Raw genomic sequence first — 23,088 nt, 5'->3', positions numbered from 1 at the left:
CGGGCGAAACCAACGCTTGCGCCGTTTTTCCGGACGCAACATTTTCGACAGGTGGGTCACATGAAAAGGCTTCTTCTCGGCGCTGCCGCCATCGCCCTTCTTGCCGGCATGAGTGCTCCGGCGTTCGCCGACTACACGCTGACCATCCTGCATACGAACGACTTCCACAGCCGCATCGAGCCGATCAACAAATACGACTCGACCTGCGGCGAGAAGGACACCGCCGAGGGCAAGTGCTTCGGCGGCTCGGCCCGCCTCGACACGGCGATCAAGGAGCGCCGGGCGGCCGACCCCAATTCCCTTCTCGTCGATGGCGGCGACCAGTTCCAAGGCTCGCTCTTCTATACCTACTACAAGGGCAAGGCCGCGGCCGAGCTGATGAACACGCTCGGCTATGACGCCATGACCGTCGGCAACCACGAATTCGACGACGGCCCCGAAGTGCTGCGCGGCTTCATGGACGCGATCAAGTTCCCGATCCTTTTGTCCAATGCCGACGTCTCGAAGGAGCCGACACTCGCCGACGTCCTGAAGCCCTCGACGATCATCGAGAAGGACGGCCAGAAGATCGGCCTCATCGGGCTTACCCCGCGCGATGCGGTCGAGCTTTCAAGCCCCGGCAAGAACATCACCTTCACCGACCCGGAGCCGGCGCTGAAGCGCGAGATCGCCAAGCTGCAGGCCGAGGGCGTCAACAAGATCATCGTCCTCAGCCACTCGGGCTACAAGGTCGACCAGCGCATCGCCGCCAGCGTCGACGGCATCGACGTGATCGTCGGCGGCCACAGCCACACCTATCTTTCCAGCACGGACGACAAGGCCGAAGGCCCCTACCCGACCTGGGTCGATGCGCCGGACGGAACGCGGGTGCCGATCGTGCAGGCCGCCTCCTACGGCAAGTTCCTCGGCGAACTGAAGGTCACCTTCGACGACGACGGCAAGGTCATCGACGCTGTCGGCGCACCGATCATCATGGACAACGCCGTCGCCGAGGATGCGACGATCAAGGCGCGCGTCCATGAACTCGCCGGACCGCTGGAGGAAATCCGCGCCGAGGTCGTAGCCGACACGGCCGCGCCCATCGACGGCAATCGCGACACCTGCCGCGCCAAGGAATGCGAGATGGGCAATCTCGTCGCCGACGCGATGCTCGCCCATACGGCGAGCCAGGGCGTGACGATCGCGATCCAGAACGGCGGCGGCCTCAGGGCCTCCATCGATGAAGGCCCCGTCACGATGGGCGAGATCCTCACCGTCCTGCCGTTCCAGAACACGGTGGCGACCTTCCAGCTCACCGGCAAGGGCATCGTCGCGGCGCTGGAGAATGGCGTCTCACAGGTCGAGGAGGGCGCCGGCCGCTTCCCGCAGGTCGCCGGCCTCAAATACACCTGGACCAAGGCGGCCAAGCCCAATGAGGGCCGCATCAAGAGCGTCGAGGTGAAGGATGGCGACGGCTGGGCGCCGATCGATCCGGACAAGACCTATCTCGTCGTCACCAACGACTACATGCGCCGGGGCGGCGACGGCTATTCGGTGTTCGCGACCGACGCCCAGAATGCCTATGACTTCGGACCGAACCTCGAAAATGTCGTGATTGAGTACATGACCGGCGCGAACGCGCCTTACCAGCCCTATGTGGACGGCCGCGTGACTGAGGCGGAGTGAAAGGGGGCCACTCCAGAGGCTTTTGGAAGGAAACCGTTGCACATTGTGTTTCCACCCCAAATGCCATTCGAAATGATATAACAAGCGGCGCGCCAAAGAAATATCACACAAATGTCGCAAGCCTATTGCATGGCTTGTCAGACAGGCGTATACGACCGTCATGAACAACAAGCTGGACACTGAATCATTCATCGAAGTCGCTGCTGCAGAAATGCGGTTGGCGGTTGAGCGTGCGTACAAGGCAGGTTATGAACAGGGGCGCGCTGACGCGGTGCAATCCCTTTTGTCATCTGTAGCATCTGCGCTGAACATGCCCGACCGGAATTTCATGCCGTCATCAGTCAGCTCGACAATGTCACTCTGGTCAACAGCGGAGAAGTCTGATGATGATAGGGCTACGCCGGGGACGGTAAAGCCCGCCATTATCAGCGTTCTGAAAAAATCTCGCGATGGTCTGACGGTCTCCGAAATCACGGAGCAGACCGGAGCGAAATACAATAGCGTGCGCGGCACATTGTGGGCGCTGCATACGAAAGATCACCTGATTTCGAAGAAGGGCGATCGATGGATTTACCGGTCTGAGATTTCGGACCTAACGGAATGAGGCGCCCTTCTAGGGCGCCTCATTAACCGGACTTTGGTTGCCGCCAAAGTCCAAACTCTACCCTGCCCCAGACGGACAACCAGAAAGGAGAATGCGTCATGTGGTTCATGACACGGAGAAGATCGGAAGGCCGCTTCTAGCGGCCCAACGGTCTGCCCCCTTCCATAAGGGGTAAGAGCAACGGCGTTCGGTGGGTCCATACCATCGGCGCCGTTGTGCGTTTTATATATTGGTAGCCTGAAAATGTAAAGAGAATAATAGCTTAAGCTTGAATTTGGTTTATAGCGGATCACTTAGAGCCGTTATTCGTTGGAAGAATGTTCTCCGATGCCTTCGAAGAGGTGTTATTGCTCCAACCAATCCAAGCGGACTAACCGTCTCCTTGAAACGCATGGATCGTTCTCCAAGCGCCATCGGCTTCTTTTCGGCGTTTCTGACTTTGATGTAACATCAGTACCTTTGGACGAAACTTACGGCAGGGCGGGATGCCATATGGCGCCTTATCTCGAACAAGAGGAGTCATACGTCAGACGTTTGCCGCTCATGCTACTCCTGATGTAAATAATCCTGAATGGCATCGTTAATGTGGCGGGCCAGACAGAGGTTATGACAGAAATCAAGCTGTGCTAGATAACGATGCCGGCGCTGGGGCAGACAGCCCGATCAGGCGTCGACGAGAACGTTGAACCCGCCAAAGATCATGCGCTTGCCGTCGAACGGCATCTGGGTCATGTCCATCTGCATGCGCGGGTCCTCCATGACCTTCCTGTTGCCCTCGTCGCGCGCTTCGCGCGATGGCCAGACGATCCACGAGAAGACGACCACTTCGTCGTCGGTACGCTTCACCGCCATCGGAAATGACGTGACTTCGCCATCGGGAACGTCGTCGCCCCAGCACTCCACGACCTTGAGGGCGCCGTGCTCCTTGAAGATCACGGCGGCATCTTCGGCGAGCTTCCTGTAGTCGTCCTTCCTGCCTGCCGGCACCGCCAGCAAAAATCCATCAACGTAACTCATCCTCTTCCTCCCTCTTGTGCCCTTGTCATGCGCCGATCGTTCTTGCGAGAGCCTCGAGCTGGTCGGCGCACTGGCCCCATCCCGTATGGAAGCCCATCTCCTCATGGGCCTTCAGATCCTCGTCGCTCCAGTGACGGGCGCGGGCGACGTAGAGCGTGCCGCCCGAATGATCCTCGAAGGTCATTTCCGCGACCATGAAGGGCTTGTCGGACGGGACCCAGGCCGACGAAAAGGCATCCGTGATCACGACGCGCTCGTTCGGCACCACGTCGAGGTAGACGCCAGCGTTCGGAAACGCCTGGCCGTCGGGACCAACCATCATGAAGGAATTCAGCCCGCCGGGACGAACGTCGAGTTTCGCGTCCGTCACCTGCCACGGCTTCGGCGCGAACCACTGCATGAGGAGCTCCGGATCGGTCCAGCAGCGGTAAACAACGGTTCGGGGCGCCTCTATGATGCGCGCCATGACAAGTTCGCGCGGCGAATTGGGAGCGACATCGATCGGCCTGGCCATGGTCATCCCTCTCTTGAACTGGATCCGTCAAACAGCAGCCGCACATAGCGAATGAGATGGTCGAGACAGTCAGCCGCGATGTCCGGTCCGCCCCGAGCCTTGGCGAGAATGAAGGCGCCCTGCAGCACCGCCTGTGTGTAGAGCGCCAGACTTGCCGCGCCCTGCCCCGTCGGGTCGCCGCGCTCCGCCATCACAGCCGCCACGAAACTCTCTACCATCGCTGCATGACCGCTGATTGTCGCATTGCAGGCGTCGCGGATCGGGGGATGGCTGTCGTAGGCCTCCTGAACCATCGTGCCGACGAGGCAGGTGAACTCCGGCAGGCTGCCCTGAAGAATCGCCTTGCGGAACTCGACATAGCCGACCAGTCTTTCCAGCGGATCCACGATGGCCTGGAACGGGGCGCTCGAAAATAGTTCGTCCGCCATGGCGCCGAAGTGGGCGGCAGCCGCCACGGCAAGGTCTTCCTTCGTCCTGAAGTGATGGAAGAAGGCGCCCTTGGTAACGCCGGCCTCGGCGCAAAGGTCGTCGACGGTCGTCGCCGAATAGCCCTTGGTGCGGATGACCATGAGGGCCGCATCCAGAAGCTTTGCGCGTGCATTCCTGCTGCGTCTGTCTTCCATCTTCTCCGCCATGTGCGGCTACGTCTCCAGCTTCCGATATTTCTTATACAGACCGGTCGGTATGTGTTCAAGCATCGCGCCGCAATCCCCCCGCCGGCCGCGAATTTGTGGAGAACGACCGATGCGGCGCGAAGCTTGCTTGCCGTGAAAGCCTTATCCTTCCGACTATCGGCCACGTGCCCGGCGTTCCACGGGTGCCTGCCGAAATCCGGATCGCCCCGCCGAGACCGAATGGATGTCCCATGGCCAGCATGACCGAAACGTTGAGAATTCTGAACCCTTCGCCCGGCGTCTACGCCTATTACGACGGGCGCGTTCCGGGCAAGCGGCTGCATTCGGACGGACCGAACTGGCTTGACGACGGCGCCTATTCGCTGGGCATCGCCTCCTATGCCATCGTCGACGGGACAGAGGCCCTCGTCTACGACACGCATATCTCGCTGGACCATGCACGGCTGATCCACGATCACCTCACCGGCCTTGGCGTCACCTCGATCCGCGTCGTGCTCAGCCACTGGCATGACGACCATATCGCCGGCAACGAGGTCTTCGCCGATTGCGAGATCATCGCGCTAGAAGAGACCGCACAGCTCTTGCAGGAGAACAAGGCCAAGCTGGAAGCCGAAGACCCACCCATCAAGCCGCTCGTGATGCCGAACCGGCTGTTCAAGGGCAGGCTCGACCTTGTCGTCGGCTCGCGCGCCGTCGAACTGCATCACTTCGAGATCCACAGCCCGGACGGCTGTGTGATGCTGCTGCCCGATGCCGGACTGCTGTTTGCCGGAGACACGCTGGAAGATACGGTCACCTATATTTCCGCGCCGGAGCGGGCCGAGATCCACATCGAGGAACTGAAGCGTCTCGCCGCTCTGCCCTTTCGCAGTATCCTGCCCAACCACGGCGACGAGGCGCGCATCGCCGCGGGCGGCTACGGGCCGGGACTGATCGCGGCCAACCGCGATTACATCGAGCGATTGCTGGATTGCCGGCGGACAGGAGCGCCGGCCGATCCGTCGCTCGAAGCCTTCGTCGCGAACGACCTTGCCGCCGGTGACATTCTCTATTTCGAGCCCTACGAGAGCGTGCACCGGACCAACATCGCGCGCATGCTAAGGACCGCAGCCTAGGATCTGGAACGTCCGGACCTCCTCGCCCCTTCATTCTGCTGCGTCAGCGAGCGGCAGCTTGAACATGAAGCAACTCCCCTCGTCGATCTTCGGGTGCAGCCAGATATCGCCCTTCATTGCCGTCATGATCCTGCGGCAAAGGGCAAGACCGATCCCTGTTCCGGGTCGTTTGTCAGATGTCGGGATGCGCTTGAAGACCTCGAAAATATAGTCCTTGTATGTGTCGTCGATGCCGATGCCGTTGTCCGAGATCCGGACATAGGCCCTGTCCCCGTGGATCTCGCTGCCGATCTCGATGACAGGGTCCGCCTGGCCGCGAAATTTGATCGCGTTCGAGATCAGATTCTGGAAGACCTGCGTGAGGAGGATCCGGTCGCCCCGAACGGTCGGCAGGTCGCCGCGAACGATCCGGCATCCCGAAGCGGCGATGTCGGTCCCCAGAATGTCGATGGCGCGCGCCAGTGTCGCGTTGAGGTCGACGGGCTCCAGCTTCACCTGGTCGCCAGCCCTGGAATAGGCCAGCAGGCTCTTGACCAGTTGCTGCAGATGCCGGGACCTGTCGATGAGGATTCTCAGGGACTCGGATGCCTCCGGCGATGCCTTCCCGCCGAGTTCGGCCAAGAGCATTTCACTGTTCAGCGCGATATGGCGAAGCGGCGCCTGCATGTCGTGCGAGGCAATCGATGCGAACTGGTTCAGCCGCTCGTTCGCCTCGCGCAATTCCAGTGCGCGCTTGCGCTGCTCGGTGATGTCCAGATTGGTCCCGACCAGCATGTCCGGCGAGCCGTCGGCATTGCGGATGATCCGTCCGGAAGCCCGGATGTGCCTTTCCTCCCGCGCCGGGGTCAGAATGCGAAATTCCGCCTGCCAACTGTCGCTCTGCCGAAGTGCCTCGTCGAGGCCTTCCATCACCGCGTCGGCATCGGCCGGATGCAGGCGATCTGCCCAGTCGACGAGGTCGTTGCGGATCGTCTCCGGCGTCGTTCCGAAGATCTGGTGCGTCCGCCAGTCCCACCCAATGCTGCCGGTCGCCGGCGTCCATTCCCAGATGCCGACGCCGCCGGCATCGACCGCAAGCTCGATGCGGTCCTTCAGGCGGGCCATTTCCTCCTGATCCGCCTTGGGCTTTGTGATGTCGGTGTGGATGCCGATCATGCGCATCGGATTGCCGTCCCGATCCTGCTCGATGACGCGGCCGCGATCGAGAATCCAGATCCAGCGGCCATCCTTGTGACGCATGCGGAACTGGGACTCGAAATAGGGCGTCTCGCCGGCAATGTGATTCTGGTCCGCCGTGAGCGCGGCCTCGCGGTCATCCGGATGGATCAGCGTCAGCCAGCGATCGATGTCGTCACCGATTTCCTGGGACGAGTAGCCCAGCATCGAGCACCAGGTCGGGGAATAGTAGGTCTTGCCGGTCGCCAGGTTGGCATCCCATACCCCCTGACCGGCAGCCTCCAGCGCGAAATGCCAGCGCTCCTCCTGATCGCGCAGGTCCCGCTCGTATCGCCTGCGCAGGTCGATGTCCTCGAACTGGGAAATCATGCAGGGCACGCCGCCCGGCCCCTTTTCCAGGACCGCGACGGTCAGCAGGGTCCAGAAATTCGTTCCGTCCTTGCGAACATGGCGCTTCTCGACACTATAATTGCCCATCGCCCCGGTCTTGGCCTTCGCAAACATGTCGGCGCTGGCCGGCCAGTCGTTCGGCAAGGTGATGTCGCGCACAGTCAACGTTGACAGTTCATCGCGCGAATAGCCCAGCATGGACGCAAGCGCGTCATTGCCCGAAAGCAGCGCGCCATCCAACGAGACGATGGCCATTCCGATCGGTGAGCTCTCGATGATCCGGCGTGCAAAGTATTCGTTGGTGGTGGCGCTGTCGCGCTCCCGTTGGAGGTGACGCAGCACCATCGAGATGTAGATGGCTGGCACCACGGCGAGCGCGGCGGTCACGTCCAGCGTCATCACGTGCACTCCCCCGTCGGCCTTGATGAGATTGGCCGCGAGGGCGCCAACCGCCGATACGGTGAAGACGGCAAGCCCCGCAGCCATGGCGGTATCGAAAGGCGGAAGCCTGACCGCGATGATGACGAGCGCGAGCCCCACCACGACAAGCGGGTAGTCAAACAACGCGAGGCTCGCAATGGCCAAAACCGGCATCGCCAGGATCAGCAGGATCGCTTCCAGCCGGCGCGATCCTCTCGTGTCCTGCGCAGTCGGCGCGATGCCGCGATAGAGGATCGCCATGGGCGCAATCGCGATCATCCCCATGGCGGACCCGAGCCACCACATCTCGACAATGGTCGCCAATCCCTCGAATGCCGGCCGGGAAAGGAATGCGCTTGCAGCGATCGCCCCCGGCAGGATGGGGACGGAGACGAGCAGCGCGAGCATGCGGATGAAGTCGAGAGGCTCATCCTGAGGCTTCCAGCGCCGCAGGCAGACATCCGAGATCAGGACGGCAAGAACAATCTCCGTTCCATTGCAGAGCATCAGGACAACCGACGTCAGAAGGTCGGTCCCCGTCGCGAGATTGGCGAGGATGCCGCCGCAGATCGCGGCCAGAATGATGGCCGGACGGCGCCGCTCGCCTGGCCAAAGGGCGAGCGCCAATGTCAGCGCATTCGCGATCCATATGACCGCGATGCTGCCCGGCAGACGCGAGACGGCAATGCTTGCATAGGCGGTGAAAAAATAAAGGGCGGCCGCCAGAGCGACGGGTCCGAGTGCCGGCGACCGATCAGGCGATCTCGATTCGCTGTTCATGCAGCCAGCCATGCCAAAGTCATTGCGCGATACCCTTCGACAATCGCGGCCACACGTCCGGGCGGCGCCAAGTCTTTCCTGGCAGCCCGGATCAGGCATTCAATTGTAGGGGGAAATTCCCACCCGATAATTAAAGTTATCAGGCAAAAATCTATCGAGGGCTCAAATTATACTGGCGTTTTCGAGCCAATCAAACGGGCGCTCATGCGTATAACGCCGTATATGCAATACAATTCAAAGTTTATTTTTATTCTTCACTACCCGTCCGGGCAATAACCTTCTGCATGCAAACAACCTTGCCGTCGCGGAAGCCGAGGTGTTCGTAGAAGTCGATGACGGCGCTGTTGCCCTCACGCACGAGCAGATGCATCTTCCAGACGCCTCGCCGAAGCAGCCAGTCCTCCGCCGCCTGCATGATCAGGCGCCCAAGCCCCTCGCCGCGCCGGCCGGGGTCCGTCGCCACATAGTAGACCCAGCCGCGATGACCGTCCTCGCCGACCATGGCCGTGGCGACAATCGCCTCGCGATCGAGGGCGACCAGCACCGTCGCGTGCGGATCGCGGCGGGCGAAGGCGATGTCCTTCAGCGGGTCATTCCAGGGGCGATAGAGCCCGGCTTCGTGCCAAAGCGCCACGACATGATCGATGTCGCCATCCTCGATATCGCGAACAACGACGTTTTGCGGCTGGGGCGCGTGGGGTGGCTTTTCTTCAAATGCAGCAGTCATAAAATGCATGCCTCATGCTTTTGATGCCGCGCGGAGCTTCGCAATCGTCGTCGTCGGCGTGATCGCCTCAGGATCGGTGAGGAGGTGGATCAGCGCCGGCTTTCCGGCCGCCATGGCGCGCTCCAGCGCGGGAGCGAAGTCGTCGGTCGTCCGGACTGTCTCACCATGACCGCCATAGGCACGGGCAAGGGCGGCAAAGTCGGGGTTGTGCAGTTCGGTGCCGCTGACGCGGCCGGGAAACTCCCGCTCCTGATGCATGCGGATCGTGCCGTAGATGCCATTATCGACGACAAGGACGACGATGTTCGCGCCGAACTGCACGGCGGTGCCGAACTCCTGTCCCGTCATCTGGAAACAGCCGTCGCCGGCAAAGCAGACAACGGGTGCATCGGGCCGTTCCAGTTTCGCCGCGACGGCCGCCGGCAGGCCGTAGCCCATGGAGCCGGACGTGGGGGCGAGTTGAGTGCCGAACTGGCGGAAGCGCCAGAAGCGGTGGACCCAGGTCGCGTAGTTGCCGGCGCCGTTGGTGAGGATCGCCTCCGGCGGCAGGGTCTTGCGCAGGTGCGCCATGACGGCGCCCATCTTCACCTCGCCCGGCGTTTCCGGCAGGTCGTCGGACCAGGCGTGGTAGTCGGCGCGGGCCGCCTTGGTCTCATCCTCCCACCGAATCTCGTTCGGCGGCTGGAGCCCCTCGGCGGCGGCGGCAAAGCCCGACGGCGTCGCGTTAATGGCAAGCCCGGCGTGGTAGACGCGGCCAAGCTCCTCCGCATCCGCGTGGACGTGAACGAGGAACTGCTTCGGCTCGGGAATATCGAACAGCGAATAGGACTGCGAGGGCATCTCCGACATGCGCCCGCCGACGAGCAGCACAAGATCGGACGCCTTGATGCGGGCAATCAGCGCCGGGTTGGCGCCGATGCCGACATCGCCGACATAATTCGGGTGGCTGTGATCGAAGAGCATCTGGCGGCGGAAGGAGCAGGTGACCGGCAAATCGAAGCGTTCCGCGAAACGGCGGAAGGCGGTGACCGCCGCTTCGCTCCAGCCGCTGCCGCCAAGGATCGCGATCGGCCGCTCCGCCGCCCAGAGCTTCTTTTGAAGCTGGATCATCAGGTTGAGGCCGGGATTGGTGGCGACCGGCTCACGCGGACGATAGGGCACGGGCATGGCCCCCTCGGTCAGCACATCCTCCGGCAGAGCGACGACCACAGGTCCGGGACGGCCGTTCATCGCCACCTGGAAGGCCCGGCCGATCAGTTCGTCGACCCGTGCCGCATCGTCGAGTTCGACGACCCACTTGGCGATGGAGCCGAAGACCGCCTTGTAGTCGATTTCCTGAAACGCCTCGCGCTCCTTCATGCCACGCTCGATCTGGCCGACGAAGAGGATCATCGGCGTCGAATCCTGAGCCGCGACGTGCAGGCCAGCGCTCGCATTGGTGACACCCGGCCCGCGCGTGACAAAGGCGATGCCGGGGCGTCCCGTCAGCTTGCCGGTCGCCTCGGCCATCATTGCCGCGCCGCCCTCCTGCCGGCAGACAACCGTCTCGACGCTGGAATCATAGAGCGCGTCGAGCACGGGCAGATAGCTCTCGCCCGGAACGCAGAAGATGCGCTGGACGCCCTGATGCTCGAGGATTTCGACGATACGGCGGGCAACGGTGAAGGTGGGAGAGGTCATGCGGGAGGCTCTTGGACGGGTGGCCGGGCTTGGCGCGCGCGAGGCATTTCAATCCGACATGCCACAGTTTGGTCCAGGCGGCCAAGTGCTTCGTGAGCCGGCGACGCGCCAACGCCGGCCGCACCGGTGAACGATCAATCGCCAATCGGCAATGGCCCATGAAAAAGCCCCGGTCAAAGGACCGAGGCTTCTCGCTCATCACAATGGACAGGGCCGCTCAGGCGGCCGTCCGCGACGCCTCGGCGTCCGGCTTCAGCGCCGCGAGCGCCGTCGGCAACAGCCCGTCGCCACCGGCAAGGATATGCGCGTTCATCTGGCGGCGCATGCGCGGGTCCCAGAACTGAACGATATGATCGTGGATCATCGGCACGGCCTTTTCCTCGCCCTGCGCCTCGAAAGCCCTGGCGATCTGGTTCGCCATCATCACCAGCTTCTGTTCGGTTCCGCTATGCGACATGTCCCAATGTCTCCGTATTCTTCTTGCCCGCACCGTCCAAAAGGATGCGGTGGGGATGGGTAAAGACCTCAAAGGAATCGCCCCGCGCCACGGCGACGAGCGTGATGCCCGCCTCTTCCGCGAGCTTCAGGGCAAAGGACGTCGGCGCCGAAACGGCAACCAGGATCGAAGCTCCGAGCTTGGCCGTCTTCTGGATCAGTTCCACCGAGACGCGGCTCGTCATGATCACCATGCCGTCGGCGCCCTCGCCGCCCGTCCGCAGAACATGGCCGATCACCTTGTCCAGGGCGTTGTGCCGCCCGACATCCTCGCGCACGACGACGAGGCCCTCACCGCGCCGCCAGAAGGCGCTCGCGTGCACCGCGCGGGTCTCGCGGCCAACCACCTGCGCCAGCATCAGGTCGTCCAGCGCCGCGTAGATCTCGTCCACTGTGACGGCGATCCCCTTGCCGACCTTCGGCAGTTCCGGTGAGGCTTCTTCAAGGCTCTCCACACCGCACAGTCCGCAACCGGTCGGCCCGGTGATGTGACGGCGGCGAGCGACAAGCTGCTTGGAACGGTCAGGATCGAGCCACATCCGCACCTCGATCCCGTCGTGGTGCTCCACGACTTCGAGATCGCGGATCTCGGCAGCGGACGAGATGACATTCTCGGTGAAGCTGAAACCGACGCCGAAGTCGTCAAGATCGATCGGGCTGCCGAGCATGACGGCGTAGCTCGACCCGTCGTGGGTCAGCGCGATCGGCACCTCCACCGGAACGGCGCGTACGGTCTCCTCCGAGCCGCCCTTGCGGGCAACCCGGACCGATTTTACGCAAGCCGCAGGATCAAGCATCACAGATTGCCTCGTTACTCCGCCGCTTCGGCGATCCGGCGCGACTGCCGGGAGAACTCGTCATAGTCCTCCTGATAGCGGGTCGGACCGTTGGAGGGCGAGACCTGAACCGCCGTCACCTTATACTCGGGACAGTTGGTCGCCCAGTCCGAGAAATCAGTGGTGATGACGTTCGCCTGCGTCAAGGGGTGGTGGAAGGTCGTATAGACCACACCCGGCGCCACGCGGTCGGTGATCAGCGCATGAAGCGCTGTTTCGCCGGCACGGCTGGCGATCTTCACCCAGTCGCCGTCCTTGATGCCGCGCTGCTCGGCGTCATGCGGATGGATTTCGAGGACGTCCTCCTCGTGCCAGCGCGAGTTCTCGGTGCGGCGGGTCTGAGCGCCGACGTTGTACTGGCTGAGAATACGGCCCGTGGTGAGGATGAGCGGGAAGCGCGCGCCCGTCCGCTCGTCCGTGGGGATGTATTCCGTGAGCACGAACTGGCCCTTGCCGCGCACGAAGTGGTCGACGTGCATGATCGGCGTGCCTTCGGGATGTTCCTCGTTGCAGGGCCACTGCACCGAGCCCATCTCGTCAAGAAGCTCGTAGGTCACGTTCTTGAAGGTCGGCGTCAGGGCCGCGATCTCGTCCATGATCTCGGACGGGTGCTTGTAGTTCCAGTTCAGGCCAAGCGCGTTGGCGATCAGCTGGGTGACTTCCCAGTCGGCATAGCCGTTCTTCGGGCTCATCACGCGGCGGATGCGCTGGATGCGGCGTTCCGCGTTGGTGAAGGTGCCGTCCTTCTCCAGGAAGGTGCAGCCCGGCAGGAAGACGTGGGCGTAGTTGGCCGTCTCGTTCAGGAAGAGATCCTGCACGATGACGAGTTCCATGGCCTCCAGGCCAGCGGCGACATGATGCGTGTCCGGATCGGACTGCAGGATGTCCTCGCCCTCAATGTAGATCGCCTTGAAGGACCCGTCGACAGCGGCATCGAGCATGTTGTTGATGCGCAGGCCCGGGTCCTTGTCGAGGGTGACGCCCCATGCCTTTTCGAAGAGGTTGCGGGTGCCCTCGTCGGAGATGTGGCGATAGCCCGTCAGTTCGTGCGGGAAGGAGCCCATGTCGCAGGCGCCCTGCACGTTGTTCTGGCCGCGCAGCGGGTTCACGCCGACGCCGCGACGGCCGATGTTGCCGGTCGCCATGGCGAGGTTGGCGATGGCCATGACCGTGGTCGAACCCTGGCTGTGCTCGGTGACGCCGAGGCCGTAGTAAATGGCCCCGTTTCCGCCGGTGGCATAAAGGCGAGCCGCCTTGCGCAGGAGTTCGGCCGGAACGCCGGTGAAGGCCTCGGTCGTCTCCGGCGAATGGCGCGGATCGGCCACGAAGGCCGCCCATTCGCGGTATTCGAGAAGGTCGCAGCGCTCGGCGATGAAGGCTTCGTCGGCCAGCCCCTCGGTCACGACGACATGGGCGAGCGAGGTAACGACGGCGACGTTGGTGCCGGGCTTCAGCGCGAGGTGATACTCGGCCTTGACGTGCGGCGACTTGACGAGGTCGATGCGGCGCGGATCGACGACGATCAGCTTGGCGCCTTCGCGCAGGCGCTTCTTCATGCGACTGCCGAAGACGGGGTGGCCGTCGGTCGGGTTGGCGCCGATGACGAGGATGACGTCGCTGTCCTCGACGCTGTCGAAGTCCTGCGTGCCGGCGGAGGTGCCGAAGGTCGTCTTCAGGCCATAGCCGGTCGGCGAATGGCAGACGCGGGCGCAGGTGTCGACGTTGTTGGTGCCGAAGCCGGCGCGGATCAGCTTCTGGACGAGGTAGGACTCCTCGTTGGTGCAGCGCGATGACGTGATGCCGCCGACCGCTTCACGGCCAAAGGCCTGCTGGATGCGCTTCATGTCCGTGGCGATCTTGCCGAGCGCCTCGTCCCAGGACACCTCGCGCCACGGCTCCTTGATGCTGTCGCGGATCATCGGCTTGGTGATGCGGTCGCGGTGGGTGGCGTAGCCCCAGGCGAAACGACCCTTGACGCAGCTATGACCGCGGTTCGCCTTGCCGTCCTTCCACGGCACCATGCGGACAAGTTCCTCGCCGCGCATTTCGGCCTTGAAGGTGCAGCCGACGCCGCAGTAGGCGCAGGTGGTGACCTCGGAATGCTCCGGCTGGCCGATCTCGATCAGCTTGGTCTCCGACAGGGTCGCCGTCGGGCAGGCCTGCACGCAGGCGCCGCAGGACACGCACTCGGACGCCATGAAGTCTTCGTTCATGCCGGGCGACACGCGGCTGTCGAAGCCGCGGCCGGAGATGGTCAGCGCGAAGGTGCCCTGCACTTCCTCGCAGGCGCGGACGCAGCGATTGCAGACGATGCACTTGGAGGCATCGTAGGTGAAGTAGGGGTTCGACTCGTCCTTCGGCAGCCACTGATCATTGGCGATGCCGTCCTTCTTGGCGAAGACGTGGTTGTCGCCCTCGTAGCCGTAACGGACGTCGCGCAGGCCGACCGCGCCGGCCATGTCCTGCAATTCGCAGTCGCCGTTGGCCGCGCAGGTCAGGCAGTCGAGCGGGTGGTCGGAGATGTAGAGCTCCATCACGCCCTTGCGCAGCTGCGCAAGACGATCCGTCTGGGTGCGGACGACGATGCCTTCCGCCACCGGCGTCGTGCAGGAGGCCGGCGTGCCGCGACGACCCTCGATCTCGACGAGGCAGAGGCGGCAGGAGCCGAAGGCGTCCAGCATGTCGGTGGCGCAGAGCTTGGGGATGGCGGTGCCCATCTCCATCGCCGCGCGCATGATAGAGGTGCCTTCCGGCACGGTCACTTCGACGCCGTCGATGGTGAGGGTCACCATCGTCTCGGATTTGGAGGCGGGCGTGCCGTAGTCGGTCTCGATAATGAGGCTCATGGCAAGTCTCCCTTTACTCGGCTGCTTGAAGCTGCTGCACGCGCCGGAAATCTTCCGGGAAATGCGTGAAGGCGCTCATCACCGGATAGGGCGTGAAGCCGCCGAGCGCGCAGAGCGAGCCGAATTTCATGGTTTCGGAGAGGTCCTTCATGACCTCGATGTTCTTCTCGACGTCGATCCCGGCCATGATCTTCTCGACCGTTTCGCGGCCACGGGTCGACCCGATGCGGCAGGGCGTGCACTTGCCGCAGCTTTCGATGGCGCAGAACTCGAAGGCGAAGCGCGCCATCCTGGCCATGTCGGCCGTGTCGTCGAAGACGACGACGCCGGCGTGGCCGATGAGGGCATCGACCTTGGTGAATTCCTCATAGTCGAAGGGGGTGTCGAACAGCGTGCGCGGCATGTAGGCGCCGAGCGGACCGCCGACCTGCACGGCCTTCACCGGGCGGCCGGACAGGGTGCCGCCGCCGATATCGTCGATGAGTTCGCCGAGCGAGATGCCGAAGGCCGTCTCGAAGAGACCGCCGTGCTTGAGGTTACCGGCAAGCTGGACCGGCATCGTGCCGCGCGAGCGGCCCATGCCGTAGTCGTGGTAGGCCTTGGCGCCTTCGGCCAGGACATAGGGCACCGCGCAGAGCGAGAGCACGTTGTTGATCACCGTCGGCTTGCCGAAGAGCCCGACATGGGCCGGCAGCGGCGGCTTGGCGCGCACGAGGCCGCGCTTGCCCTCAAGGCTTTCCAGAAGCGAGGTTTCCTCGCCGCAGACATAGGCGCCGGCGCCGATGCGTACTTCCAGCTCGAAGGCCTTGCCCGAGCCGCGGATATCCTGCCCGAGATAGCCGGCAGCCTTCGCCGCCCTGATTGCCTCGTTGAGCGCGATTTCGGCATGGGGGTATTCGGACCGCAGATAGACGTAGCCTCGGGTCGCGCCAACGGCGAGGCCCGCGATGGTCATGCCCTCGATGAGCAGGAAGGGGTCGCCTTCCATGATCATGCGGTCGGCAAAGGTGCCGCTGTCGCCCTCGTCCGCGTTGCAGACGATGTATTTCTGCTCGCCCGCCGCATCGTGGACGGTCTTCCACTTGATGCCGGTCGGAAAGCCCGCACCGCCACGGCCGCGAAGACCGGAGTCGGTCACTTCCTTGACGATATCGAGCGGCGCCATGGCGAGCGCCTTCTCAAGCCCCTTGTAGCCGTCGTTGACCGTGTAGTCGGCCAGCGAGACCGGATCGGTCAGGCCGCAGCGGGCGAAGGTGAGGCGCGTCTGCCTGGCAAAATAGGGATGCTTTTCGGTCGGGCCGATTGCGAGCGTGCCCGTCACCTGTGCCGGGGCCGAGAAGAGGCCGCCAAGCACGAGGCCGGGAATGTCCCCGGCCGTCACCGGACCGAAGCCGTAGCGCACGCCCTCGGACTCGACCTCAACCAGCGGCTCCAGCCACAGCATGCCGCGCGAGCCGTTGCGGATGATCGTGACGTCGGCGCCGGCCTTTTCGGCCTCGGCCTTCAGCGCCTTGGCGACCGCATTCGCGCCGCAGGCGACGGCCGCCGCGTCACGCGGAACAAAAACCTTGATACTCACCGGTCCACCTCCGCAACGATCAGGTCGACCGCAGCCTTGTCCAGCCGCCCGACGATCTCGCCGTCCACCATCGCGGACGGGGCGCAGGCGCAGAGCCCGAGGCAGAAGATGGGCTCCAGCGTCACGCGGCCATCGGCGCTCGTCTCGCCCATCTCGACGCCCAGCGCCTTCTCGGCATGGGCGATCAGGTCATCGCAGCCCATCGACTGGCAGGCCTCTGCACGGCAGAACTTGACGACATGGCGGCCGTGCGGCTTGCGATTGAAGTCGTGATAGAAGGTGACGACGCCGTGGACCTCGGCGCGGGAGAGATTGAGTTCCTCGGCGATCACCGGCACGGCGGCCTCCGGCACATGACCGAACGCGTCCCGCACGGCGTGCAGGATCGGCATCAATGGCCCTTCGAGGCCGGAATGCGCCGACACGATTTCGCGCGTCCGTTCGTTGCTAAAAGTCTCGTGACGCATCGATTCCGGCGCCTCCCACAGTTTGTAATTGTGCGGAACATGAGCCGGAAATCAGAACGATTCAATAAAGCGCTTCCGTGGAACGATAGGGAAATCGAATTAAAACGAAAGGTTCGTTTAATCAATACCGTTAAGTGGCGAGGGCCGCGTTCCGCTTCTGGAAGACCTTGGCCTCGCTGACGAGCTGCGCCACGAGGGGCGGAAGCGGCTCACGCTGGGTGGTGACGAGGCCGATGGTGTGGGAGACCGTCGGCTCGACGATCGGGATGGCCTTGAGGAGGCCCGGCTGGTCGACAGTCTCGGCGAAGCGGGCCGGCATGATGGTCGCCCAGTTGCCCGTACGGACATGCGTATGAAGCACGATCAGGGAATTGGATTCGAGACGCGGCGCGATATTGGCACCGGCCTCACGCAAGTGGCGCTCGACGATCCGGCGATGCTGCATGTCCGGCGTCAGGAGACAGAGCGGGATGGTGGCCGCCTGCCGCCACGACACGCTCGACTGATCGGCGAGGTCGCTGCCCGGTGCCACAAGAAGGCAGTAGCGCTCCTCGTAGAGCGGCACGCCCGAGAATCGCGCCAGCACGCTTTCTTCCAGATAGGAGACACCCGCGTCGATCTCGAGGTTATCGATGCTCTTCAGGATGTGGTCGGCCGTCATCGAGAGGATCGTCAGCCGCACAGCCTCGTGGCGCGTCGCGATCGGGTTGACCAGTTCCTGAAGGAAGGGCAGCGCGGTCGGCACCGCGGCAAGGCGGATATGGCCGAAGAGACCCTTCTTGAGGGCCTGGACTTCCTCGCGCATGGTGCGCGCATCGCTGACGAGACGCCGGGCCCAGACCAGAATGCGTTCGCCTTCCGGTGTGAATCCCTGGAAACGCGATCCGCGTTCGACGAGCAGGACGCCGAACTGTTCCTCCAGGCTCTTGACCGCGGAAGAGAGCGTCGGCTGCGTCACGCCGGCGCTCTCCGCCGCCCTGCCGAAGTGCCGTTCGCGGGCGAGCGCCAGAAGAAGTGCGAGCTTGTCGAGCATGGCGACAAGCTATGCACGGCGCCTTGCGTGAATTCAACAGGTTCGGCGGGCCGTTCGACAGGAACCGCTCGGCTGGCGCTGCAGGCCTCTTGCCGTAACAGGCCAAAGACAGGCCGCCAGCGTATCGGAGGGCACGAAAAAGGACTATGCTTGCCCGATGTCCATGCGAGGAAGGCGGCAACCATCATGCGCATGCATCAGATCACCCCTTTCGTCCCCTGCACGACCCTGGAGGCGCAGGTCGCCTTCTACCACGACATTCTGGGGTTTTCCGTCGGCTACAGGGCGGACCACTACGCCTATCTTCACCGGGATGACGTCGCGATCCGGCTGATCGAGGTCGACGCGGATGTCGATCTCAAGCGCCCGGAGCGCGAGACCTCGTTCTATATCGATGTCGACGATATCGACACGCTCTACGAGTCGCTCAAGCCGCAGTTGGCCACCTTGCCCGAAGGGCGCGTCCGCGCGCCCTTCGATCAGGACTACGGCCAGCGCGAATTCCATGTCGCGGACGAAGACTGCACGCTGATCTTCTTCGGAGAGCCGCTCCGTCAGCGCGTCTTTGCCCACGCCGACCTTGCCCTGACATCCTATCGATAGAATGCCGGGCCGGCCCGCTGCCTGACCACTGCCCTGCCATGGCGTCGCTGCGGTCAGGGCAACGGGATTTTTGGATCAGGCCGCGCGGCTGGCCCCGGTCTTCAGATTGTCGATGAAGGTGCGAATTTCACCGGCCAGCGTGACGGCCTGGCTGGAGAGCCCTTCGGAGACCTCCGCAAAGCCATCCGCCGTCGACTTGGTGCTCTGAATGGCGCCGCGCACCGCCTCGACCGTGCGGGACAGTTCGTCGGTGCCGCTGGCGGCGCGATGAACGTTGCCGGCGATCTCCTGAGTGACCGCCTGCTGCTGCTCGATCGCCGCCGCAATGGCAGCGGTGAACTGGCGAACCTCGCTCATGATCTGCGAAATCTCGCCAACCGCGTCGACCGCACTCTGGGTCTCGTTCTGGATGCCGGCAATCTGACGGGAGATGTCGTCGGTGGCCTTGGCGGTCTGACCGGCAAGCGCCTTGACCTCCTGCGCGACGACGGCAAAGCCCTTGCCTGCCTCGCCGGCCCGTGCCGACTCGATGGTCGCGTTGAGGGCGAGAAGATTGGTCTGCTCGGCGATATCCTGGATCAGCGAGACGACGTCGCCGATCTGCTTGCCCGATTCGGACAGTCTCGAGATGGACTGGGTCGAGGCCTCGGCCTTGTCACCGGCCCGGTAGATCTCGGCGACAGTGGTCGAAAGCCGCTCGGAAATCTCGGTGATCGAGGCGGCAAGTTCCTCGGAGGCAGCTGCCAGGCCCTGGACGGACTCGCGCGTGCTCTGCGATGCCGAAAAGGCCACTTCCGCCGTTTCTCCGGCCCCGGTCGCCGTCGCGTCGAGCGAGCCAGCCTCCGCGCGCATGCCCTCGGCGGTGCGCTCGACTTCGGTCACGAGACCTTCGGTCCCTGACCGGAACTTCTCGATCGCGGCATTGATGCTGTCCTCGCGTGCCTGACGCGCGGCAAGTTCGGCTTCCTGATAGGTCGAAATCGCGATGTCGAGATCGAGAAGAATCGCCTTGCTGAAGGCGCTCTGCAACCGCAGGAACCGCGTTCGGGAGAACTTCGTGCTCCGGGAAAGAACCGCCATGATCTGCTCGATCAGGAACTGATAGCCGCCAATGTACCAACGCGGCTCCAGGCCGATGCGGCAATGGACATGCCCGATCTTCGTCGCGCTGTCGAAATATTCGTCATCGAACTTGCCGCTGAAAAGCTTGGCCCAATGCTTCTTTTGGGCGCTGGAAAGATCCTTGGTGCGGTTTCCGACCAAGGCAGCCAAGGATGGCGCGGTCGTTACATGCGCATAGAAGCCGACAAGCGTCTCGTCGAGCTTCGGCTCGACAATTGCCCAAGCTTCGCGCATCGCCAGCCTGTCATCCTCACCAATTCGTGCAAACCGCAAACGCTCCTGGCGATCAGCGTTCAGCCCCGTCATCAATTCCGCTCCATCCTGCTTTCCGGCCTGTCCCGCATCCATTGCCAATCCGAAGCCTCATCGGATTGGTGGGCAAGCGCCGGCCGACAACAGCAGACTAGGAGTCCCGATATAAGAATAAGTAAATAAATCTAGCCATGCTGAAAATGATGCCTGATACGACAAATCTACAACCATAAATTCTCATTATATGAGATTACAATCTCTCTTTTATTATGCTTTTCACATCAATTATTCGCATACGAACAATTACCTATAGATCGAGTGAAGTATATATTCAGAAATTCCTTTTCGTTCGACATACCAGAGCGCAGTCAGGACATGGCCATCGGTCTCTTCACTCCGGCTCTTTGCTGCGTTGCACACCCATCCACTCAGTGATCCTGTCGGCCAACCAATCTTGCAGCCTCGCCGACGATAGTCTCGACCGGCTTCGCCACATCGATGGCCATCACGTCCGGTTCGTCAGCACCCGGCACCTCAAGAGCCGCGAACTGGCTTTTCAGCAGGCTCACGGGCATGTAGTGGCCCTTGCGGGCCGCCATTCTCTCGTTGAGCAGATCAAAGCTGCCGTCCAGAAAGAGGAACCTGATGTCGCTCTCCACCGCGGCGCGGATGCGATCCCGGTAGCGACGCCTGAGGGCCGAGCAACCGACAATCACGCCGGCGGGATTGCGTTGCCGGTCGTCCAGAACGGCGGCGACACGATCGAGCCAGGGCCAGCGGTCGTCGTCGGTGAGCGCCTCGCCGCGGCGCATCTTGGCGACGCAGGCCTCGCTGTGAAGATCGTCGCCGTCGACATAGGCAAGGCCAAGGCGCGCGGCCAGGGCCGCCCCGACGGTCGATTTTCCGCTGCCTGAAACGCCCATGACGACGATCGCCCTGCGCATTGGTTCGCCTCCCGCGCGCCCGCCAACGTCAGAGAGAGGACGTGATGCCGCCGTCCACATAGAGAATGTGGCCGTTGATGAAGCTGGAGGCGTCGGAAGCCAGGAACACGGCCGCGCCGGCAAGTTCGTCGACCGTGCCCCAGCGGCCGGCCGGCGTGCGCCTTTCCAGCCAGCCGGAAAACTCCGGATCGGTAACGAGCGCCGCGTTCAGTTCCGTCACGAAGTAGCCGGGGCCGATGGCGTTGACCTGAAGGCCGAAGCGGGCCCAGTCGGTCGCCATGCCCTTGGTCAGCATCTTCACCGCCCCCTTGGTGGCCGTATAGGGCGCGATGCCGGGCCGGGCGAGTTCGCTTTGCACGGAGGCGATGTTGATGATCTTGCCGTGGCCGCGCGCGATCATCTTTCTCGCCACCGCCTGGCCGACGAAGAAGACACTGTCGATATTGGTGGCTTTCAGACGCTCCCAGGCGTCGAGCGGGAAGTCCTGCAAGGGCGCGCGGTGCTGCATGCCCGCGTTGTTGAAGAGAATCTCGATCGGCCCGATTTCCGTTTCGATTCGCTCCACCGCCTCCGCGACCGCGGCGGCATCGGTGACATCGAAGGAGACGGCATAGACATCGGCGCCCGTGGCGGCCAGATCGGACCGGGCCGCTTCAAGCGCCGTGTGGTCCCGCCCATTCAGCACAATGCTGGCCCCGGCCTGCGCCAGGCCTTTCGCGATCGCCAGACCGATGCCCTTGGACGAGCCGGTCACCAGAGCCAGACGCCCGGTGAGATCGAAGAGTTTCATGAGGAGCCTCCCGCAACGCCAATCCGGCGCCTTCATTCTTGTCGTTGTTCTGGAATTGCTATCGGTCGCGCGCATGGGCGTCAACGCGGCCGGGCGAGGCGCGAGGGACCGCGTGCGGCTCCATGCTTGCCAAGGCGGGAGACGACCCTCTACGACATCCAGAGACAGGATCTTCGAGGAGGACAGGATGGACGCCGAACACCCGCCAATTTCCGAGCGACCCGACATCCTTCTGACGACGGCCTTGCCCGCCTGGGATATGGAGCCGCTCGAAGCGGCCTTCACCGTGCACAAGGTTTATGAAGCCGCCGACAAGGCGGCCTTCCTCGCCGAAGTCGGTCCACACATCCGGGCGATTGCCACCGGCGGCGGAACGGGCGCCTCCGCCGACCTCATCAACGCGCTTCCGGCACTGGAGATCATCACCGTCTACGGCGTCGGCATCGACGCGGTCGATCTTGCAGCGGCCAGGGCGCGCGGTATCCGTGTCACCAACACACCGGATGTGCTGACCGATGACGTCGCCGACCTTGCTGTCGGCATGACGCTCGCCCTCCTGCGAAAAATCCCCGAGGGCGATGCCTATGTCCGCAGCGGCGCCTGGGGCCAAGACGGACCGATGGGGCTGGTGACGCGGCTTTCGGGCAAGAAGGCCGGCATCGCGGGCTTTGGCCGGATCGGCGAGGCCATCGCCAGACGCCTTGCCGGCTTCGACATGGAGATCGGCTATTACAACCGCTCCTCGAAGCCGGACATCCCCTACCCGGCCTTTGCCACGCCCGCCGATCTTGCGGCGTGGTGCGACGTGCTGGTCGTTGCTGTCGCCGGCGGGGCGGGAACGACGGAAATCATCGATTGGGAGGTTCTGGAGGCGCTCGGTCCGGAGGGATGGCTCGTCAACATCTCGCGCGGCACCACCGTCGACGAGGGCGCCCTGATCGAACTACTTGAGAAAGGCGCCATCGCCGGCGCGGCGCTCGACGTCTTCCTCAACGAGCCGCATGTCGACCCGCGATTTGCGGCGCTGTCCAACGTGCTGCTCATGCCGCATCACGCCAGCGCCACGGTGGAGACGCGCCAGGCCATGGGGCAACTCATGCGCGACAATCTTACGGCCCATTTCGCCGGCAAGCCGCTGCCAACGCCCGTCCTGTGATCTGACTCGCAACGAGCTTGACTCACAGCCACACCGGAACACCGATCCAAAGACACCCGGCGGCCGGCACGAGGGCCGGAAACAGCCGTTGCTTGCCTGCAAATCACCGCCATCGGCAGATTGTCGGCGCGTTTTCAAAAATCTGACGTTCAAATGAAGTTCTATGGCGGCGAAACGAATTTGGTTCTCCGCGCGAGGCGGCCGCGACGTTGCGCCCGCAAGACCGGTGCCGCCTGCAACTG

The 23,088-nt window shown here is 63.3% G+C and carries 20 protein-coding genes; 5 read left to right on the top strand and 15 right to left on the bottom strand.

The window, feature by feature from the left end; all coding sequences use genetic code 11:
• Window positions 1-60: 60 nt before the first annotated feature.
• Complete coding sequence (locus tag HDIA_RS04865) at window positions 61-1,665, top strand: bifunctional metallophosphatase/5'-nucleotidase (protein WP_099554895.1); 1,605 nt, start codon at window positions 61-63, stop codon at window positions 1,663-1,665.
• Between the two features lie 160 nt (window positions 1,666-1,825).
• A complete protein-coding gene (locus HDIA_RS04860; RefSeq protein ID WP_099554893.1) occupies window positions 1,826-2,269 on the top strand; it encodes a hypothetical protein in 444 nt (147 codons plus the stop codon).
• 663 nt (window positions 2,270-2,932) lie between these two features.
• Here HDIA_RS04860 and HDIA_RS04855 read toward each other — a convergent pair.
• Genes HDIA_RS04855 through HDIA_RS04845 form a run of 3 tightly spaced genes read right to left on the bottom strand, consistent with a single transcriptional unit; the run spans window position 2,933 to window position 4,435 of the window.
• Window positions 2,933-3,286, bottom strand: coding sequence for a DUF1428 domain-containing protein (locus HDIA_RS04855; protein ID WP_099554891.1), 354 nt, complete (start codon window positions 3,284-3,286; stop codon window positions 2,933-2,935).
• 25 nt (window positions 3,287-3,311) lie between these two features.
• Window positions 3,312-3,800, bottom strand: a complete 489-nt coding sequence (locus tag HDIA_RS04850; protein ID WP_099554889.1) for an SRPBCC family protein — start codon at window positions 3,798-3,800, stop codon at window positions 3,312-3,314.
• A 2-nt stretch (window positions 3,801-3,802) separates the two neighbouring features.
• A complete protein-coding gene (locus tag HDIA_RS04845; RefSeq protein WP_245884168.1) occupies window positions 3,803-4,435 on the bottom strand; it encodes a TetR/AcrR family transcriptional regulator in 633 nt (210 codons plus the stop codon).
• Window positions 4,436-4,665: 230 nt separating this feature from the next.
• Between HDIA_RS04845 and HDIA_RS04840 the strand changes: the two genes are divergently transcribed.
• Window positions 4,666-5,550: an MBL fold metallo-hydrolase gene (locus HDIA_RS04840; protein ID WP_099554887.1), complete on the top strand. Its 885-nt coding sequence runs from the start codon at window positions 4,666-4,668 to the stop codon at window positions 5,548-5,550.
• Window positions 5,551-5,580: 30 nt separating this feature from the next.
• On the opposite strand, the gene HDIA_RS04835 is transcribed toward HDIA_RS04840, so the two are convergent.
• The 9 genes from HDIA_RS04835 to HDIA_RS04795 all read right to left on the bottom strand — a co-directional run bounded on the left by HDIA_RS04835 (window position 5,581) and on the right by HDIA_RS04795 (window position 17,979).
• Complete coding sequence (locus HDIA_RS04835; RefSeq protein WP_162292607.1) at window positions 5,581-8,316, bottom strand: PAS domain-containing protein; 2,736 nt, start codon at window positions 8,314-8,316, stop codon at window positions 5,581-5,583.
• Window positions 8,317-8,563: 247 nt separating this feature from the next.
• Window positions 8,564-9,043 (bottom strand): GNAT family acetyltransferase, encoded by a 480-nt coding sequence (locus HDIA_RS04830; protein WP_099558708.1) that lies wholly within the window; start codon window positions 9,041-9,043, stop codon window positions 8,564-8,566.
• A 12-nt stretch (window positions 9,044-9,055) separates the two neighbouring features.
• Window positions 9,056-10,723, bottom strand: coding sequence for a thiamine pyrophosphate-binding protein (locus HDIA_RS04825; RefSeq protein WP_099554883.1), 1,668 nt, complete (start codon window positions 10,721-10,723; stop codon window positions 9,056-9,058).
• 217 nt (window positions 10,724-10,940) lie between these two features.
• Window positions 10,941-11,180: a formate dehydrogenase subunit delta gene (locus tag HDIA_RS04820; RefSeq protein ID WP_099554881.1), complete on the bottom strand. Its 240-nt coding sequence runs from the start codon at window positions 11,178-11,180 to the stop codon at window positions 10,941-10,943.
• On the bottom strand, window positions 11,170-12,015 hold the full coding sequence (gene fdhD, locus HDIA_RS04815; protein WP_099554879.1) for a formate dehydrogenase accessory sulfurtransferase FdhD: 846 nt from the start codon (window positions 12,013-12,015) through the stop codon (window positions 11,170-11,172). Before fdhD ends, HDIA_RS04820 begins: the two co-directional genes overlap by 11 nt.
• 14 nt (window positions 12,016-12,029) lie before the next feature.
• Window positions 12,030-14,900, bottom strand: coding sequence for a formate dehydrogenase subunit alpha (fdhF, locus tag HDIA_RS04810; RefSeq protein ID WP_099554877.1), 2,871 nt, complete (start codon window positions 14,898-14,900; stop codon window positions 12,030-12,032).
• Window positions 14,901-14,913: 13 nt separating this feature from the next.
• On the bottom strand, window positions 14,914-16,479 hold the full coding sequence (locus HDIA_RS04805) for an NADH-ubiquinone oxidoreductase-F iron-sulfur binding region domain-containing protein (protein ID WP_099554875.1): 1,566 nt from the start codon (window positions 16,477-16,479) through the stop codon (window positions 14,914-14,916).
• Window positions 16,476-16,946 carry a formate dehydrogenase subunit gamma gene (locus HDIA_RS04800; RefSeq protein WP_099554873.1) on the bottom strand — a complete coding sequence of 157 codons (471 nt, stop codon included), beginning with the start codon at window positions 16,944-16,946 and terminating at the stop codon, window positions 16,476-16,478. The genes HDIA_RS04805 and HDIA_RS04800 overlap by 4 nt, the downstream gene beginning before the upstream one ends.
• 130 nt (window positions 16,947-17,076) lie before the next feature.
• Window positions 17,077-17,979, bottom strand: coding sequence for a LysR family transcriptional regulator (locus tag HDIA_RS04795; protein WP_099554870.1), 903 nt, complete (start codon window positions 17,977-17,979; stop codon window positions 17,077-17,079).
• Window positions 17,980-18,165: 186 nt separating this feature from the next.
• Between HDIA_RS04795 and HDIA_RS04790 the strand changes: the two genes are divergently transcribed.
• The gene (locus HDIA_RS04790; RefSeq protein WP_197708100.1) at window positions 18,166-18,582 is read left to right on the top strand and encodes a bleomycin resistance protein; all 417 of its coding nucleotides are present in this window, start codon (window positions 18,166-18,168) and stop codon (window positions 18,580-18,582) included.
• 75 nt (window positions 18,583-18,657) lie between these two features.
• Here HDIA_RS04790 and HDIA_RS04785 read toward each other — a convergent pair whose 3' ends face one another.
• The 3 genes from HDIA_RS04785 to HDIA_RS04775 all read right to left on the bottom strand — a co-directional run bounded on the left by HDIA_RS04785 (window position 18,658) and on the right by HDIA_RS04775 (window position 21,690).
• On the bottom strand, window positions 18,658-20,010 hold the full coding sequence (locus HDIA_RS04785) for a globin-coupled sensor protein (RefSeq protein WP_162292606.1): 1,353 nt from the start codon (window positions 20,008-20,010) through the stop codon (window positions 18,658-18,660).
• Between the two features lie 374 nt (window positions 20,011-20,384).
• Window positions 20,385-20,900 carry a gluconokinase gene (locus HDIA_RS04780; protein ID WP_099554865.1) on the bottom strand — a complete coding sequence of 172 codons (516 nt, stop codon included), beginning with the start codon at window positions 20,898-20,900 and terminating at the stop codon, window positions 20,385-20,387.
• A gap of 28 nt (window positions 20,901-20,928) precedes the next feature.
• Window positions 20,929-21,690: an SDR family oxidoreductase gene (locus HDIA_RS04775; protein WP_099554863.1), complete on the bottom strand. Its 762-nt coding sequence runs from the start codon at window positions 21,688-21,690 to the stop codon at window positions 20,929-20,931.
• A gap of 187 nt (window positions 21,691-21,877) precedes the next feature.
• Between HDIA_RS04775 and HDIA_RS04770 the strand changes: the two genes are divergently transcribed.
• Window positions 21,878-22,846, top strand: a complete 969-nt coding sequence (locus HDIA_RS04770) for a 2-hydroxyacid dehydrogenase (RefSeq protein WP_099554861.1) — start codon at window positions 21,878-21,880, stop codon at window positions 22,844-22,846.
• The last annotated feature ends 242 nt before the right edge of the window (window positions 22,847-23,088 follow it).

Origin of the sequence: Hartmannibacter diazotrophicus (genome assembly GCF_900231165.1) — a bacterium.
Taxonomy (GTDB): Bacteria; Pseudomonadota; Alphaproteobacteria; order Rhizobiales; family Pleomorphomonadaceae; genus Hartmannibacter; species Hartmannibacter diazotrophicus.
The sequence above is the reverse complement of the archived record's forward strand: the minus strand, read 5'-3'. Positions and strand labels throughout refer to the sequence as shown.

Bases quoted from the DNA above. Each gene is read 5' to 3' on its own strand.
- HDIA_RS04795 (WP_099554870.1), bottom strand. From the start codon at position 17,979: ATGCTCGACAAGCTCGCACTTCTTCTGGCGCTCGCCCGCGAACGGCAC.
- HDIA_RS04825 (WP_099554883.1), bottom strand. From the start codon at position 10,723: ATGACCTCTCCCACCTTCACCGTTGCCCGCCGTATCGTCGAAATCCTC.
- HDIA_RS04865 (WP_099554895.1), top strand. From the start codon at position 61: ATGAAAAGGCTTCTTCTCGGCGCTGCCGCCATCGCCCTTCTTGCCGGC.
- HDIA_RS04850 (WP_099554889.1), bottom strand. From the start codon at position 3,800: ATGGCCAGGCCGATCGATGTCGCTCCCAATTCGCCGCGCGAACTTGTC.
- fdhD (WP_099554879.1), bottom strand. From the start codon at position 12,015: ATGCTTGATCCTGCGGCTTGCGTAAAATCGGTCCGGGTTGCCCGCAAG.
- HDIA_RS04775 (WP_099554863.1), bottom strand. From the start codon at position 21,690: ATGAAACTCTTCGATCTCACCGGGCGTCTGGCTCTGGTGACCGGCTCG.
- HDIA_RS04840 (WP_099554887.1), top strand. From the start codon at position 4,666: ATGGCCAGCATGACCGAAACGTTGAGAATTCTGAACCCTTCGCCCGGC.
- fdhF (WP_099554877.1), bottom strand. From the start codon at position 14,900: ATGAGCCTCATTATCGAGACCGACTACGGCACGCCCGCCTCCAAATCC.
- HDIA_RS04770 (WP_099554861.1), top strand. From the start codon at position 21,878: ATGGACGCCGAACACCCGCCAATTTCCGAGCGACCCGACATCCTTCTG.
- HDIA_RS04820 (WP_099554881.1), bottom strand. From the start codon at position 11,180: ATGTCGCATAGCGGAACCGAACAGAAGCTGGTGATGATGGCGAACCAG.
- HDIA_RS04800 (WP_099554873.1), bottom strand. From the start codon at position 16,946: ATGCGTCACGAGACTTTTAGCAACGAACGGACGCGCGAAATCGTGTCG.
- HDIA_RS04845 (WP_245884168.1), bottom strand. From the start codon at position 4,435: ATGGCGGAGAAGATGGAAGACAGACGCAGCAGGAATGCACGCGCAAAG.
- HDIA_RS04855 (WP_099554891.1), bottom strand. From the start codon at position 3,286: ATGAGTTACGTTGATGGATTTTTGCTGGCGGTGCCGGCAGGCAGGAAG.
- HDIA_RS04790 (WP_197708100.1), top strand. From the start codon at position 18,166: ATGCGCATGCATCAGATCACCCCTTTCGTCCCCTGCACGACCCTGGAG.
- HDIA_RS04860 (WP_099554893.1), top strand. From the start codon at position 1,826: ATGAACAACAAGCTGGACACTGAATCATTCATCGAAGTCGCTGCTGCA.
- HDIA_RS04835 (WP_162292607.1), bottom strand. From the start codon at position 8,316: ATGAACAGCGAATCGAGATCGCCTGATCGGTCGCCGGCACTCGGACCC.
- HDIA_RS04785 (WP_162292606.1), bottom strand. From the start codon at position 20,010: ATGACGGGGCTGAACGCTGATCGCCAGGAGCGTTTGCGGTTTGCACGA.
- HDIA_RS04780 (WP_099554865.1), bottom strand. From the start codon at position 20,900: ATGCGCAGGGCGATCGTCGTCATGGGCGTTTCAGGCAGCGGAAAATCG.
- HDIA_RS04830 (WP_099558708.1), bottom strand. From the start codon at position 9,043: ATGACTGCTGCATTTGAAGAAAAGCCACCCCACGCGCCCCAGCCGCAA.